Annotated in this window: 16 protein-coding genes; 6 read left to right on the top strand and 10 right to left on the bottom strand. The window is 69.4% G+C overall.

Annotation, left to right across the window (positions count from 1 at the left end):
• Positions 1-2: 2 nt before the first annotated feature.
• A complete protein-coding gene (locus tag E0W78_RS14710) occupies positions 3-857 on the top strand; it encodes a 3-hydroxyacyl-CoA dehydrogenase family protein (RefSeq protein ID WP_131404685.1) in 855 nt (284 codons plus the stop codon).
• 117 nt (positions 858-974) lie between these two features.
• On the opposite strand, the gene E0W78_RS14705 is transcribed toward E0W78_RS14710, so the two are convergent.
• The 8 genes from E0W78_RS14705 to E0W78_RS14670 form a co-directional block, all read right to left on the bottom strand.
• The gene (locus E0W78_RS14705) at positions 975-1,430 is read right to left on the bottom strand and encodes a DUF4913 domain-containing protein (protein WP_131404684.1); all 456 of its coding nucleotides are present in this window, start codon (positions 1,428-1,430) and stop codon (positions 975-977) included.
• Positions 1,427-3,211, bottom strand: coding sequence for a TraM recognition domain-containing protein (locus tag E0W78_RS14700; protein WP_131404683.1), 1,785 nt, complete (start codon positions 3,209-3,211; stop codon positions 1,427-1,429). The genes E0W78_RS14705 and E0W78_RS14700 overlap by 4 nt, the downstream gene beginning before the upstream one ends.
• Positions 3,212-3,218: 7 nt before the next feature.
• On the bottom strand, positions 3,219-4,670 hold the full coding sequence (locus E0W78_RS14695) for an ATP/GTP-binding protein (protein WP_131404682.1): 1,452 nt from the start codon (positions 4,668-4,670) through the stop codon (positions 3,219-3,221).
• Positions 4,671-4,821: 151 nt separating this feature from the next.
• Positions 4,822-6,309, bottom strand: coding sequence for an SCO6880 family protein (locus E0W78_RS14690; RefSeq protein ID WP_131404681.1), 1,488 nt, complete (start codon positions 6,307-6,309; stop codon positions 4,822-4,824).
• Positions 6,306-7,595: a hypothetical protein gene (locus tag E0W78_RS14685; RefSeq protein WP_131404680.1), complete on the bottom strand. Its 1,290-nt coding sequence runs from the start codon at positions 7,593-7,595 to the stop codon at positions 6,306-6,308. Before E0W78_RS14685 ends, E0W78_RS14690 begins: the two co-directional genes overlap by 4 nt.
• A complete protein-coding gene (locus E0W78_RS14680) occupies positions 7,595-8,323 on the bottom strand; it encodes a hypothetical protein (RefSeq protein ID WP_131404679.1) in 729 nt (242 codons plus the stop codon). The genes E0W78_RS14685 and E0W78_RS14680 overlap by 1 nt, the downstream gene beginning before the upstream one ends.
• A gap of 35 nt (positions 8,324-8,358) precedes the next feature.
• Complete coding sequence (locus E0W78_RS14675; protein ID WP_131404678.1) at positions 8,359-8,637, bottom strand: hypothetical protein; 279 nt, start codon at positions 8,635-8,637, stop codon at positions 8,359-8,361.
• A 41-nt stretch (positions 8,638-8,678) separates the two neighbouring features.
• Positions 8,679-9,272: a DUF6668 family protein gene (locus E0W78_RS14670; protein WP_131404677.1), complete on the bottom strand. Its 594-nt coding sequence runs from the start codon at positions 9,270-9,272 to the stop codon at positions 8,679-8,681.
• A 277-nt stretch (positions 9,273-9,549) separates the two neighbouring features.
• Between E0W78_RS14670 and E0W78_RS14665 the strand changes: the two genes are divergently transcribed.
• The 5 genes from E0W78_RS14665 to E0W78_RS14645 are packed head-to-tail and all read left to right on the top strand — an operon-like array spanning position 9,550 to position 13,051.
• Positions 9,550-9,816 carry a helix-turn-helix domain-containing protein gene (locus E0W78_RS14665; RefSeq protein ID WP_131404676.1) on the top strand — a complete coding sequence of 89 codons (267 nt, stop codon included), beginning with the start codon at positions 9,550-9,552 and terminating at the stop codon, positions 9,814-9,816.
• A 19-nt stretch (positions 9,817-9,835) separates the two neighbouring features.
• Positions 9,836-10,069, top strand: coding sequence for a helix-turn-helix domain-containing protein (locus E0W78_RS14660; protein ID WP_131404675.1), 234 nt, complete (start codon positions 9,836-9,838; stop codon positions 10,067-10,069).
• Positions 10,070-10,071: 2 nt separating this feature from the next.
• Positions 10,072-11,109 (top strand): peptidoglycan DD-metalloendopeptidase family protein, encoded by a 1,038-nt coding sequence (locus E0W78_RS14655; RefSeq protein ID WP_131404674.1) that lies wholly within the window; start codon positions 10,072-10,074, stop codon positions 11,107-11,109.
• The gene (locus tag E0W78_RS14650; RefSeq protein ID WP_131404673.1) at positions 11,106-11,711 is read left to right on the top strand and encodes a hypothetical protein; all 606 of its coding nucleotides are present in this window, start codon (positions 11,106-11,108) and stop codon (positions 11,709-11,711) included. The genes E0W78_RS14655 and E0W78_RS14650 overlap by 4 nt, the downstream gene beginning before the upstream one ends.
• A gap of 11 nt (positions 11,712-11,722) precedes the next feature.
• Positions 11,723-13,051 carry a hypothetical protein gene (locus E0W78_RS14645; RefSeq protein WP_131404672.1) on the top strand — a complete coding sequence of 443 codons (1,329 nt, stop codon included), beginning with the start codon at positions 11,723-11,725 and terminating at the stop codon, positions 13,049-13,051.
• Between the two features lie 278 nt (positions 13,052-13,329).
• Here the strand turns inward: E0W78_RS14645 and E0W78_RS14640 are convergent, their stop codons facing one another.
• Together E0W78_RS14640 and E0W78_RS14635 are read right to left on the bottom strand one after the other, a co-directional pair.
• On the bottom strand, positions 13,330-14,430 hold the full coding sequence (locus E0W78_RS14640) for a LacI family DNA-binding transcriptional regulator (RefSeq protein WP_131404671.1): 1,101 nt from the start codon (positions 14,428-14,430) through the stop codon (positions 13,330-13,332).
• A 23-nt stretch (positions 14,431-14,453) separates the two neighbouring features.
• A complete protein-coding gene (locus E0W78_RS14635) occupies positions 14,454-15,158 on the bottom strand; it encodes a cyclase family protein (RefSeq protein WP_207392778.1) in 705 nt (234 codons plus the stop codon).
• Positions 15,159-15,170: the final 12 nt, after the last annotated feature.

The raw sequence follows: 15,170 nt of genomic DNA, 5'->3' as shown, positions 1-15,170 counted from the left end.
AGATGAGCAGCACGACCAACGTCCCCGACGTCGTCGGCGTCTACGGTGGCGGCCGCATGGGTGCCGGTATTGCGCACGCGTTCCTGCTGGCCGGTAGCCAGGTGCGGGTCGTCGAGGCCACCCCCGACTCGGTCGTCGCGGCCCGCGACCGGGTGGCCAGCAGCATCGCGAAGGCCGCCGAGCGGGCCACCGACTTCTTGGACGCCGAGGCCGTGCTCGCGCGCCTGCACGTCACCACTGAGGCGGCCGAGCTCGGCGAAGCCGGGCTCGTGGTCGAGGCCGTGCCCGAGGACGTCGCGCTCAAGCGCACAGTGCTGGGCATCGTCGACCAGGCCGCGCCGGACGCCGACCTGGCGACCAACACCTCGTCGCTCTCGGTTGACGAGCTCGCGTCGGCGCTCGGCACGCCCGAGCGGCTCGTCGGTCTGCACTTCTTCAACCCCGTGCCGGCCAGCACCCTCGTCGAGGTCGTGGTCGGCCCGCGCACCGCCCCCGACCTCGGCGAACGCGCCGCGGGGTGGGTCGCCGGCCTGGGCAAGACGGCGATCACGGTGACGGACTCGCCCGGCTTCGCCAGCAGCCGGCTCGGCGTCGCCATCGCGCTCGAGGCCATGCGCATGCTCGAGGAGGGCGTCGCATCTGCCGAGGACATCGACACGGCGATGACGCTTGGCTACAAGCACCCGACCGGTCCCCTCCGCACGACCGACATCGTGGGCCTGGACGTGCGTCTGGCGATCGCCGAGCACTTGGCGCGCGAGGTCGGTCAGCGCTTCGAGCCGCCCGCCGTCTTGCGAGACAAAGTCGCCGCCGGCCAGCTCGGCCGCAAGAGCGGACAGGGATTCTACCGCTGGTAGAACGAGTAGGGCCGGACGGCCAGACGGCACTGCTACGCCCCACGCCAGCTCGTGGGGGCCCAACGGATCGCTTGGCAGTTGTTGTGGTGGTCGGCTGCGCTCAGTCGTGTCCGGGCCTCACGGGGCCGTTGCGTGTCCGTATGCATCGGCGGGCTCGTCCTGGGTTGGGCTGATCGAAGGCAGGAGCGGCGGCATTTCGTGCTGCTGGGCCGTGCATTCGCGGAACGGCCCGTCGCCGGCAGTGAGCGTGGCCATCGTCGGATCGGCGTGGTCGTTCCACCAGGTCGACATGGCCGTCCCCGGCTCGGTCCGCAGGGCCTCGAACGCCTCCCACAGTGCGGTCAGTCGTGCGACCGCTTCGGGGTGGTGGTGCCAGCGGGCGCACCATCGGAAGCCGCTGTTGCCACCGATCTTGCGCGCGTAGACGACTGCGAGGAAGTCACCGACGAACTCGAAGACGTCGGCGTAGTGCAGGACGTCGTCATCACCGCCGGCCGGGGTCTCGTCTACGGGCGCCGCCGCGACCGTCTCGGGATCGGCGCCGAACAGGCCGCCGTTGAGGTCGGTAGTCATGCGCCGAACCCGGTCGTGCGCCACCGGTCGGCGTCCGCGGTCGGCGTGCTCGACGCGGCCACGGGCACGGCCGGCTGGTCGGGTGCCGGCGCCGGGGTGTTGGTGGCCAGCGAGAGCTCGACCTGTTCGCGCGTCGTCTTGTCCTGGGCGAACCAGGGCACGACCTTGAGCAGCATCGGCCGGATGCCCGAGGCGATCACCACGGCGCGACGCCGTGGCAGCGCTCCGAGCTCGGCGACGGACAGGATCGGTCGCTCCGTCACCGATCGGGAGCGTGAGCGTCCACCCCGGCCCGACGACGTCGTGCCGGTCAGGTGCTCGTAGGGGCCGATGAGGTCGGACAGGCGCTGCAGGAAGCGGGTGTCGGAGACGCCACCGCCGTAGACCTTGATGTTCGCGGCCGACCACAGCTTCTCCATGCCGTGACGGCCCCAGATCTCCTCGCCCTGGTCCCAGGACTGCAGCACCGTCATCATAATGATTCCGCGGGAGCCGTAGTGGCTGTACTTGGAGTCCAGATCCTTGAACCGGCAGACGTTCGCAGCTTCGTCGAGCAGCCCGACCAGCGGGGTCGGGAGGCGGCCGCCGGCGCAGCTGGTGGCGTACTTCTCGGCGGCGTCGAAGACCGCCAAGGTCAGCGCACCGACGAGCGGACCGGCGGAGGTCTTGCCGTCGTGGGACAGCGCGTACAGGGTGTCGCTCGAGCGCACGTACGCGTGCGGGTCGAACTCAGCCACGCCCGGCGTCGCTGGCGGCGTCACCCACCGCATCATCTGGCGGTTCCGCAGGAAGCCGACCAGGGCCCGCGCGGACCCGTACACGCCGTCACGCTGCTTGTCGGTCAGCATGGCCAGTGCCTCCAGCGACTCGGCCTGGGCCCGGTAGCCGGCTCGGTCGAGTACGCGGACCGGGTGGGTGTCGGTCGGTTCGGTCAGCCACGTGTAGACGGTCGTGATGGGCTCGCCCTCGCTCGCGGCCGCGAGCAGGAGCAGGTGCAGCAGGTTGACCGCTTCGTTGTCGAAGTAGGCATCGCCGCGCCCGGGCTCGCGGGTGGACTCGGCGATCTGCGCGGCCAGCTTCTCCGCGCTGGTCTCGTCGGTGACGTAGGACAGTGGGTTCCACCACCAGGTGGGCTCCTCACCTCCGACGGCCTGAGGGTCGAAGACCCACACCTGTCCCTTGGTGGCGCGGGGCCCGCGCGTGTGGTCCAGGACGCCGCGCTTGTTCTCGGTGATGAAGCAGGCGCCTGGCGCTGCCAGCGCCAGCGGGATGACGTACGAGGACGACTTCATCGTCCGAGGCCCAGCGATGAGCAGCAGCATGTCCTCCCACGTCGACCACACCCGCGCCTTGGACGGCAGGTGGTAGCCCAGAGGGAGGCCGATCGCGTCGGCGCTGGCGGTGAGCTTGCGGGCGGTGCGGGTGACCTGCTTGCGGGTCAGCGGCTCGATGTCTCGCCGCGTGGCCATGTGGGAGCCGGCGGCGTCGACCTCGACCCGCTTGCCACGCACCAGGCGCAGCAACAGCGCGATGGCGGCGACCGCCACGGAGAGTCCGCCGGCGATCGCCGCGGCCCACCAGGTGGTAGCTTCGGTCCACGCGACGTCGCCGCGCTTCACCTGCACGGCGAGCTTGCCCGGGTTCAGCGAGGCGTCCTGACCCGTGGCCTGCAGGCTCGCCCAGGTCCCGACCCAGGCCAGGACGAGGAAGGCGACGCCGGCGGCGACCAGGGTCACGTCGTCGTTGTTGCGGGCCGGATCAACGCGGCTGCGGCGGACCATGACGCTCCTAGGGGGTGCTGAGCCAGCGGGTGTTGGTGTCGTGCAGGTCCATTTCGGCCGCGGTCAACGTGACCTGGGTCTGGATGCCTGCCCGCTCGCCGAGCTTGATGAGGACCTTGCCGGCACCCGGCGGCGGTGCCGGGCGGGTCTGGCCGGTTTGCGGGTCGCGGATCATCCGCTGCTTCCATCCCGCCGGCGTCGACCAGCTGGCCACCGTGGCGATCTCCACCTCGGACATGCGCTTGACCTCCGACAGCGCCCGGAGGTCCTCCTTCGCCAGGCCGGCGGTCACGACGATGGAGGACCGCTCGGCGAAGCCGCGCGCCTTCTTCACGTCGGCCAGCGACGCCATCGACTCCATGTCCTTGAGCGAGTGCGTGATGAAGATGTTCCCGACACCGTCGTTGCGGTTCAGACGAGTCAGGCCGTCGAGCTTGTCGACGAGCCCGGCGCCCTCGATGCGCAGCGGCTCCCACATCTCGTCCATGACCATCAGGTAGTGCTTCTGAGTGTCCAGACCGGCCTCGACGAGCGCGTTGGCCGCCTCGACCGACGCGTACCCCTCGGACCAGGTCGCGAGCATGATCGCGGCCTTCACGTCGTCGGAGTGACGGCGGATCGCCGACACGTCGACGCAGACGCCGGTCGAGTCCAGCCGAAGCCGCTCGGTGGTCTGTCCCGAGAAGGTGCGGCCCAGCGGCCCGTCGAGCAGTGCTTCGAGCGACCGAGCGAGCGGCTTGGTGGCGTCCAGGAACTCCTCGACGGTCCCGGCCAGGGCCGCGCGCACGAGGTCCGGGTCGGGGTGAGTCATCAGGTACGCCAGGTCCGGGAGGGTCGGCGGCTCCTGCGCACCGTGGCGGCGCTCGAGCAGCTGCCGGATGCCCTTGTTGATGAGCGTGGTCTCCCAGTCCGCGAGCGGCTGGCGGCGGACGATCTGGATCAGGGCGGTGACGAGCATCGCGGAGCGCTGCAGCGCCTGCTCGCGCAGGATGGCGCCGCCCTCTCCCCCGATGCGGTCCGCGGCCGCTCCCATCGCGCCGGGGTCCAGGACGTTGAGTCGCTGGTTCTCCCCCAGACGCATGACCTGTCCGCCGAGGGCCTCGATGACGGCCCCGTACTCGCCCTTCATGTCGCCGAGCACGAGCGGGATGACGCCCTGGTCGGCCAGGCCGAGGATCTGCCGCACCGTCCACGACGACTTGCCCAGACCCTGGAGCCCGAGCACCAGCATCGACGGCGACGAGATGAGGCCGTGGCGGAACCAGTTGATGACGTCGCAGCAGACGGTCGCGCCGGTCTCCAGGTCGTGACCGACCGGAACGCCGACCAAGGGGCGGCCCGAGCCGCCGGCGAAGGGCCACAGGCCGCACACCTGCACGCTGGTGCCCCGGTAGGACGGCGGCACCGGGAGCAGGTCCCAGGCCCCGCCGCCAGGTCCTCGCCACCCGCGGGGCCCCATCGAGGACCCTTCCGCTGCCGGGGCCTTGCCCGTCTTGGTCTCCTGGGGCGGGGTCGTGGCTTCGACGATCACCGGGTCCGGCCCGCGTCGCTTCGCGCGACGTCGACCGCTGCGCCGGAACGCTGTCGTGACGCTCATGAGCTGGCCTCCCTCAGAGGTACTGACGCAGGTTGGAGGGCACCGTCGTGTGCTCCCACGGCACGAACCCGACCGGGAGCGTGGTGGCGAACGCGGCGGCCTGCGAGCCGTAGGAGCGGCGGATTCGCAGCGGCACGGCGCCCGCGCGGGACTCGACGGTCGAGACGGCCTGCACCAGGTCCTCGTCGTCGGTGACGGTGGCCGTCACCAGCAGCGAGAACTGGATGAGCGAGGCGCCCGAGGCGACCTCGTCGCGGGCCTTCTCTGCCGCGCGAATCTGGACCTTCGACGCGGCCGTGGGCCGCCTCTTGGTGTTGCCGGCGAGGAACGCGGCCACCTGGGCGTCGTCCTCGGAGACCTTCGCCGAATCTTCCGGCGAGTGCGGCCGGTAGACGATCGCGACGCGCTTACGCACGAAGTCCGCATCGGGGCGCAGGAGCCCGTTCAGCGCGCGCTCGTTGATCGCAGAGCGGGGCGGGGTGGTCATCTCCCACGTGACCGACAGGCCCGAGTCGTGGCGGTAGTGGTCCCACGCGGCCTGGTCGGCGACAGGTCCGGCTTCCTCCCAGGCGACGTCGACCGGCTCGCCGGCGAACTCCGCCTGGTCGAGCCACCGCTGCGCGGCCGGGTCGTAGGCCATGCGGACAATCTTGGACAGCTCGTCGGCGCTGACCATCTCGACGGCGCCCCCGCCGGCGGACTGGAGCTGGGCAAGGAGGTTGGGCACCTTGCGGGCGAGCTCGGACAGGATCTCGTCCTCACGGCCTCGGCGCGAGAGCCCGCGGCCGCGGAAGGTCAGCTCCAAGTAGGTGACATTCTCCGACGAGGTGACCGAGTAGGTCCGTACGCACTCGTCCATCACCTGGCGCGCCAGCGCCGGGGAGTTGGTGGCACGGGCCTGGGCCACCATCGACTCCAGGCGGCCGCCCGGATCGGGTGCGGTGTCGGTGATCGTCTTGGCGCAGATGAGCGCGGGCTCCTGCGACATGGAGCCGAGCAGGCGGGCGTAGCCACCGACCCACTGGTTCAGGCGCTCCTGGTCCTGCAGAGCAGGGCCCTCCGCGACGCAACGCGCCACGATCGTGAACAGGCCGCCCTTGCGCGGGTTCTTCAGCACGGCGAACGGGTTGCCGAAGGCGTCGTTGCGCTCGAGCAGGGTGGTCCGCGCGAGCATGCCGGGAAGGCGCACGTGCGGCGCCTTGGCCTTGGAGAAGGCGCCGGAGCGTCCCTGGTGGGTCCGCCGACGAACCTGCCGGGCGAAGCCCAGGCGGCGAAGGAGCGTCACCCCCACGGGGGTGCCGACGGCGACGGCGACCGTCGCGGCGACTGCCGCGACCACGAGCGCCGCGACCAGCCCGGCGATCATCACCGTCAGCATCGCGACGACGCCGCCGCCCATCAGGATCACGGTGGCCAGCAGCCCGAGGCTACCCAGGCCGGGGGATCGCTGCGCGACCCAGTTGCCGTAGGTCGGGCGGTCCGGAACTGCCTGGCTGCTCATCGTTCCTCCTCCACCGCGCCGGAGGCGGTGTCGCTTGTGGTCTGGCCGATCGACTGGCCCATCTGAGCGGCGGTCACGACATGGTCGACGGAGGTTCCTCCGGTCGCGCCGCTCGCTGCGGGTCCGTTCGGGGCGGCCTGGTCGTTGCCTACCGCGGCGGCGCCGACGCCGGCGGGAACCTTCGCGGCGTCGTCGCTGCTCTGCTCGGTGCCGGACTGAGGCGCCGAGCTGGGACCGCCCGCGGGCCTCGCCGATCCGCCGGTGTCGGGTGCGCCGCTCGGGCCGTTCGAGGCGAGGGCTGCCGCCCCGCCACCGTTTCCTCCGGTCGTGGCGCCGACGCCGGCGCTCGATCCGCTGAAGCCTGCACCGGAAGCGGCCGATGCTCCGCCACTAGCCACCGCGGCGCCGGTGGCCACGGCGGCGCCGGTGAAGCCGAGCGCCATCGCGCCGGCGTTGCCCGCCGCCATCGAAGCGGTCGCCGGGACGATGAACCGCATGATGGCCGGGAGGGCCAAGACCGCCATCACCACGGCGACCACGCCGGTGATCCGCGTGGTGATGTTGTTCTCGCTCGAGAGCATCTTGAACGCGCCCGCGTAGATCAACGCGGCGACCGGCTTGTAGAGGATGAACGCCACGAGCCACGCGACGCTCTTGGACCACCACTGCTTCCCAGCGGCGGTCGTGCTCGAGGCGGCGGCGAGCGGAAGCACGGCGGCGAGGTACACGATCATCGCGTTTCGCACGATCATCAGGACCAGCTGGATCAGCTGGGCCAGGAGCATGACCAGCGCCAAGATGAGCATGAGCCCGGGGCTGGCGAGCCCGGCGATCGCGAGGCCGTCGAGGTCGACGTCGGCCTGCTCGAGGATCCAGTCCGAGAAGATCTCGCCGATCTCCACGCCGGTGGTGATGAGCAGACCGCCCACCGTGGTCACCAGGACGACGCGCACGATCGAGTCGCCGAGGTCTCGAATGTGCTGCACACGCGGCATGGTGGCCAGGCGGTACGCCGCGACGAAGAACGCCGCGATCATGGCCACGGCCACGAAGTACGACAGCCGGTCCTGCAGCCACATCGACGGCGAGTTCGCCGACTCGACGTCCGGGGCGGGGGCGTTGAGCCAGGCGGTGGTGAGGTTCTTGACCGCCCACTCGGCGGCCTCAGTGAAGAAGTCGGCCACGCCCTCCATCGCGGACTGTCCCGCGTTCTTGGCTACGCCGCCAGCGGCCTCCTTGGCGCCGTCGATCGCGCACTCCCACGGCTTGTAGACCGGGCAGGCCATTACTGATCGCCCCAAGGCACATAGCGAGTGGGCGTCGACTCGATGCATCCCGAAGAAGTGGATCCGTCAGCCAGGGCTCGGAGGACCCAATCGCCGTCGCGCCACTGCACCTCGGTCGAGCAGGTGAAGTTCCGGCCTTGTTGGACCAGGAGGTAGCTCACCACCGCAGCGTCGGGGCTGTAGCTCTCGATCACGAAGCCCTTGGTGTCGACGGTGTCCTCCGCGGGCTCCTGGCCGAGCTGCAGGAGCGCCTGCTGACCCACCCCAGGTGCGACCTGCTGGCGGACTGCGGCCTCAAAGTCCTCGACTACTGCCAGACGAAAACCGATCGTGTACGCGGCCAACGCCGCGCCCATCGGAGTTCGGGCGAAGCAGCTCCAGGGCCCGTCGGCGGGTCGCCGACCAGGTCCGGCCGACGGCGAGACCGGGAACGCCCAGCCGTCGGCACGCTCCCACTTGAGGTCTGCAGGCTCCTGGGTGGGCATCTGGAGGCTGCCGCCTCGCAGGCCGCACGCAGACTCGTAGCTCTCGCCGTCGGTAGGAGCTGGGTCCGTCGGGCTCGGGGCCGTCGTCGGCTCGGTGGTGGGCGAGGCCACGGCGTCTCCGCCGCTGTCCTGCCGCTCGACGACCAGGAGCGTGACCGCCACGGCGACCAGGACCAGCAGGACGGCTCCGATAAGCAGCCACCGCAGGCTCAGACGACGGCCATCTGGCGACGTTTCGTACATGGTGTGCCCCCCGGCAGGTTCGTTTCAGTGCTTGGTCAGAGCATCAGGAAGTTGACGAAGCCCGATGCGCTCGCGCCGAGAATGCAGGCGACGCCGACGCCGGCAAGCGAGCCGAACGACTCGGCAAGCTCACCGCGGCGGTACGCCAGCGCCATCTTCCCGGCGCAGATGAGCACGCCAGCGACGCACGCCACCATCACCAGCCACATGCCGAGGCCGAGGATCGTGCTCACCTTGCCCTCCAGCTCGGGCGGCGCTTCGGGTGACGGATTGGGGATCGACGTCGCGACCGTCACGTAGAGGTTCGTGAACATGGGCTACTCCTTCGGTTCTGCTGACTCGCCCGGCGGGCCAATCAGGCGTTCTGCTGGTCCAACAGGTCCTTGATTCGAGTGGCGAGCGCAGCAGCAGCCGGGTCGGCCACGTAGGGGTGATCGCGCCACTGGTCGACCCACGGCATGTTCAAGACGCGCGGAGCGATCGAGCCGAGCTCGACAAGGCGCGCCCGCATCAACTTCGTGGGACGTGCCGGGGCATCAGCCACCACAGCCACGGCGAGAACGCGAACGTCCGGGACGGCTCGGGAGACCCACTCCTGGAGCATCCGACCGGCTGCGTCGAGGCCGGCCGCGTTGCTGCGGCACACCAGGACGACTCGGCTGGGCCAGCCCAGCTCGGGGTCCGGCCACTGACCGGTGAGGTCGAGTCCAGCCCCGCTCCCCTGGCGCAACGATGTCGCTCCTGCGCCGCCGTGTGCGGCGACCCACACGAAGGGCTCGATCGAATCGGGCCGCTCGGTCACTCGACTGGTCAGGGGACGTTTCGGCACCGGGGCAGCGACGGAGCGCTCGAAGTCGTGATAGTCATGCCCACGTGAGGGAGATGACGTTTCGTCCCCGATCGGGGGCACCATCCACGGGGACACGCCCGTGTCGTTGCTTATCGTCATGTGACCATTCCCCCGAATCGTCATCGTGATCGGAAGCCCGCTGAGCACTCGCTCGCGCAACTCTCCTTGTCCCGAGACTCCCACGATCGACATATCTTGCGCAACCTGTAGCGAACTGGGCCTTGGTGCGCGTATATCGCCCCAAATCGTTTTTAGATGCTGTTGAACTAGATCTGTCACTCTCTTACCCCTTAGCCTGTTGCGAAAGGCTGGCCGACCATCGCCGGTGCGGCCTGAGGTCTGAAGGGGGACGAAGTGCGCGATACGCTGCCGAATCATGAGCAGAGGCAACGGCGAGCGGTTCACTGCCGCGGACTACGACGCGCTGCCGGAGGTGCTAACCGCCGAGCAGGTGGGACTCATCCTCAGCGCCTCGACGCCCCAGGTGCGCCGCTGGGCGGCCGACGGGGTTCTGCCGGGACGCCAGTTTGGGAACCGCTGGCGATTCTCCAAGTCACAGATCGAGCAGATCATCCGCGAGGGCACGTCCCCGGACCAGGTGAACAAGGAAGCCGGCGACGCCGGCGACTCCACCGCCGACTGATCTCCGGCGCGGTGGCGTCATGACCGCCGCCGACGCCCGCGCAGTCCCGCAAGGACCGCCCACGCTCGAGCTCATCGAGGAGCTGCCCGAGATCCTGACTAAGCCGCAAGCGGCCTGGCTCCTGCAGATCTCGCAGGGTCACCTCGACCGGGCGGCGAAACGCGGCGACGTTCCCTCGACGCTCATCGGGAACACCCGAAGGTTCTCCAAGTCCGTACTTCTGAGCCGCGTACGGGGCGAAGGCGAGTCCTGAGCGTGGACCAGGGGGGAACACGCTCAGTCGTCTACATCGCGGCCGCCGTCGCGACGGCGTTGCTCGCGCTCGTCATGCTGCCGGCGGTGCTCGTCGCCGACCGCAACGCCGCGGCCGCCGACCTCACTGGCGAGGTGAACAGCGACGCGATCCCGGCCGAGTTCCGTGACTCGGTGCTCAAGGCCGGACAGCGTTGCAAGGAGATCAGTGCTTCCGTCCTGGCTGCCCAGATCGACAGTGAGTCCGGGTGGAATCCCCGCGCCACTTCGCCCGCGGGGGCCCAGGGCATCAGCCAGTTCATGCCGGGCACGTGGAACACCTGGGGCAAGGACTACAGCCGCGACGGTCGGGTCGACGTCTTCGACCCGCACGACTCCATCGGCTCACAGGCCGATCTCATGTGCGCGCTCGCGCGGCAGGTCCGCGACAAGATCCAGCTGAGGGTCATCAGCGGTGAACCGCTGGAGCTGACCCTGGCCGCCTACAACGCTGGCATGGGCAACGTCACCGCAGCCAAGGGTGTCCCGCCGTTCCCCGAGACCACGGCCTACATCCGCAAGATCCTCGACGCCTCGGCCACGAAGTACAGCCTGGATGCGATCGGCGACGTCGGTGGCGCCGTCCGCCTCCCCCTGGCGCCCGGTCGCTACACGAACCAGCACAACTTCGGGCGTTCCGGGTCCATGTGGGCGCGGCACCACACCGGCAACGACTTCTCAGCTCCGTGCGGCACACCCGTCCGCGCCGTCACCGGCGGTGTGGCCACCGCCGACCCGTCGCAAGCGGCGTGGGCCGGGCCGCACTTCGTCAAGATCCTTACCGGGCAGCGAAGCACCGCGACCTGGTACGCCCACATGGGCCGGGCCGCGGTCACCAATGGACAGCGGGTGCAGGCCGGCGAGGTCATCGGCTACGTCGGCAGCCTGGGCAACTCCAGCGGCTGCCATCTGCACCTGGAGGTCCACCCCAAGAACGGCGGCTACGCCCAGGACGAGGTCGACCCCAACGCTTGGCTCCGACAGAAGGGACTGCGCCCATGAACGCGCGCATCCGGATCGCGACGGCGACAGCCGCGCTCCTGCTGGCCGCCGCCTGCAGCGGCAGAGACGACGAGCCCGACCGGGCCACGCCCTCACCCGTCGGCGATCACGCCCAGCTCAACGCCGACGGCGTCGAACTCATCGAGCCCGGCGGCCCGGGCCAGCCGCGAGGACCTCTGCCTGACCCCAAGACCGTCGACGAGACCGACGCCGGCGAGGTCGCCGACGCGGCCGCCGTCGCCGCGTTCGTGGTCGACACCCGCACCGACCACTCCCCCGCTGACGGACTGCGCCGCGCCGCACCGTGGCTCACCACCGACTACGCCCGTGCCGTCGCTCAGCCCATGCCAGGCGACGGCGGCGCCGACTGGATCGAGCTCGCCGCCGCCGACGGGTACACCAGCGTCACCGTCACGCCCTCGGACGAAGTCGAGGGCGGCAAGAGCACCGGAAGCCAAGTCGTCCTCACCCGCGTGGCCACCGTCCAACGCCACGACGCCCAGGGCAAGCAGCTCTCCACCGAGCAGCTCGGCGTCTTCATCACTCTCACCCGGACCAACACCGGCGCGCCGTGGCGCGTCGAGGCCATCACCACCGCCTAGGAGCAGCAGCCATGACCACCAGCGCCAGCAAGCCGACCGTCCACTTCGTGACCATCGACGGGAACCGGGTCACCGTCGACGGCACCACCATCGACGCCGACCCGAGCCCGCACACCGCGGCGGTCCACCACATCGCCCGCACCTACGCCCAGCCGCTCGGCCAAGCCGTCGAGGCCATCGCATCGGACTCCGGCGGCCACATGCGCCTGACCATCAACCCGGACGGATCCACCGGCGACGTCGCACCCATCACCGAGACCGAGGCGCGCGACCTCGAGCGCACCCACCGCGGCACCGGCCTGCACGTCGTCGCTTCCGACGACGACCCCGCACCCACGACCAACCCGTGGGTCACGACCGCCGCCGCCGGCGGCCACCCGGCGGCGGCCACGGAGGTGCACGTCTCCCCCACCGCTCCCCGGCACGCCCGCAAGAGCTTCATCTCCGAGGGCCCGGTGATCCAGCCCGCCAAGCAGGGCTGGCGCGGCTCGCTCAACCGATTCGGGCTTCGTGTCGGTCCCGGACCGGCCGAGAAGGAGTGGCGCCAGGACGTCCAGCTCGTCTCCCAGCACTGGCCCGGGCCGCGCACGATCGCCGTGGCCAACGGCAAGGGTGGCGCGAACAAGACGCCAACGACCGCCATGCTGTCGGCCGTGTTCGCCCGCTACGGCGGCGCCGGGGTGCTGGCCTGGGACAACAACGAGACCCGCGGCACCCTCGCCTGGCGCACCCAGGGCTCCAACCACGACAACACCGTCCTGGACCTGCTGCCCCGCGTCGACCAGCTCCTCGGCACCGGCGCCCAGTCCGCTGAGATGAGCTACTTCGCCCACCACCAGCCCGCCGACAAGTTCGACGTCCTCCGCTCAGACCAGTCCGTCGACGGCGGCCACGAAGTCTCCGCCGACGACGTCAACAAGATCCACCGCGTCGCCGCCCGCTACTACCGAATGATCGTCATGGACTCGGGCAACAACGAACGCGCCGCGAACTGGCGCGCCATGATCGAGCACACCGACGGACTCGTGGTGCCCTGCACCAACGCCGAAGAGACCGCCGAGGCCGGCGCCCGCCTCCTAGAGACGCTGATCGAGCGCGACGAGCACAACGCCGCGCTGGCTCGCAACGCCGTGGTGATCCTGTCCCAGCGCACACCGGGCAAGGACCCCAACGTCGAGCGCATCACCGCCAACTTCGAGCCCCTCGTCCGTGAGGTCGTCACCATCCCCTACGACAAGGCCCTGCAGTCCGGCGTCATCCACTTCGACGCACTCCGCCCAGCCACCCAGCGCGCCTGGCTCCGCGCCGCCGCATCTGTTGCACGAGGACTCAGCGGGTGACGCTGCGCTTCTAATGCTTTGCTGCCGAGACCCCAGGAGTCGTCCTGCCAGACAACCTCCGTAGAGAGGTGACTAGCCTGAAATCCGAGTTGAGATGCCCCAGACCTGGAATTGCTTCCCACGCTTCGTGCCATCCTCGGCGCCGGCCGACGACCGGACTATTCCTTTCCGGAAACGTGAAATCGAGCGTACTCGGCCGGTCGTCCCTCCCCCGGCGGCGTGGCCGTCGTGGCATCGGGACCGCGTCTGAAGGCTGGCTCCCCGCCTCAGGTCGGCTGTTAGCCGGCGTCGTCCTCGTCAGACACACCGTCATCGCCAGGGCGTGGCGCTCCCGCGCGGTGGTGTGCCCCGTCCCCAGGCGAGACTGAGCGTGGTGGTCCTGTCGATCCACGGACAATGAGTTCAACGGGTGAGTCCACAGCTGTAGCTGAATGGTCGAGCCCTTCGACGCGACCCATCAGCATCATGACTGCAATCTCGCATTGGCTTGCGATGTCTTGACGAACGGTTGTGAGGTTCATAGACGTCCAAGCCGCTGGCCCTATGTCGTCGAAACCGACGACGCTGAGGTCGCGCGGAACTTCGATGCCCAGCCTTCGGCACTTGTCTAGGAGGGAGACAGCGATGGCGTCGCTGCTGCAGAACACTGCGGTGGGGAGGTCAGGCAGGTCAAGGAACCGTTCGACGACCTCGGCGCTGTCGGTGAAAGTCGGTGGGGAGGTCATCACGTGACGCGAGTCCATGGCTAGGCCGTGCCCCGCGAGCGCCTCCTCGAAGCGCTTGTGGCGCCCCGACCCACTGGAGGTGAACGGCGAGCCGGTGATCATCCCGATGCGGGTGTGGCCCAAGGACACTAGATGGTCTGCGATGGCGCGGCACCCCTGGGCGTTGTCAGGCATGACGCGGTCGATGTCGACTCCGTCGACATCGCGTTGCATCAGCAGAGCTGGGATACGGCGCGCCTGTATCTCTCCGACTACTGGAGAGTGGCGGTTTGCCGAGGCGATGATGACGCCGTCCACCGGCAGCCCCGTGGCGAGGACATCGTGAGGTCCCTGCTCAAAGTTCCGTTCGAGGAACAACATCATCTTCAGATTGCGCGCCTGAAGCACCTCGTGAAGGGAGGTGATGATGGCGGTGAAGACGGGGTTCTCGACGTCAGGGACGGTAACGGCAATGATGCCGGAGCGGGTGGTGATCAGCGACCGAGCGACGAGGTTAGGGTAGTAGCCCAGTTCGTCTGCAGCCTGCAGAACCCGCTTTCGGGTGTTGGGGAGGACGCGAGGGTCCTGCCGGAACGTGCGCGACACTGTGGTCTGGCTTACGCCGGCATGGCGCGCCACGTCGACGCTCGTTACGCGACCCGTTCCTTTCGCCACGATGGCAGCCTATCGCTGGGACTTCACAGTATCGCTACAGGCGCGATGGGCGACCCAACGGCGCCAGTGACGGGCAGAGGCTGGCAGGAGAATAGGAAGTCCCACTGCCCGCGGGCGGCACACTGAATCGCCAGATCGTCCAGATCAAGCATCTCCGCCAGCGGCATCCCGACATCACGAATGAGGACGCAGTGGACAGGGTGGATGTCGTCGGAATCAGGCCAGGGGGCGATCTCAATTCCCCAGTTGTCGCTGCCGACGAGAGCGATGTCGCGGTCGGCGAGCCACCGGGCGGCGGTCAGGTCCAGTCCGGGTTCCACAGAGAGGTAGTGGGCTCCGTCGTGGTCTTGGGTGAACACTTGCATCCATCCGGTCCTAACCAGGACGCAGTCGCCGGGGCCGATATCGACGCCCTGGTCGGCTGCGGCGGCGGAGAGATCTTGGGCGGTGATCCGGTCGTCCTCGGCGAGTCGGTCCACGCCGCGCCAGCGGGCGATGTCGAGCAGCACCCCACGGCTATGGATGCCGGCAGCCATCGTCTCGATCCCGCCGTGGCTGGCGCCGTCGGCGGTGACGGTTTCGACTGAAACTCCGTTGTAGAGGAGTCCGTCATAGGCGACATGGGCCAGCGCGTCCAACTGAGTAGCTGTCTGTAACGGCATCACCACCAGGTCGTCCATGAACACAAATCCGCTGGGCTCGGGCGACGTCATTCCCGTGCGGGTCATGACGTGGATCGT

The organism is Aeromicrobium sp. IC_218 (assembly GCF_004336805.1).
Taxonomy (GTDB): domain Bacteria; phylum Actinomycetota; class Actinomycetes; order Propionibacteriales; family Nocardioidaceae; genus Aeromicrobium.
This window is presented reverse-complemented; position numbering and strand designations above follow the sequence as displayed.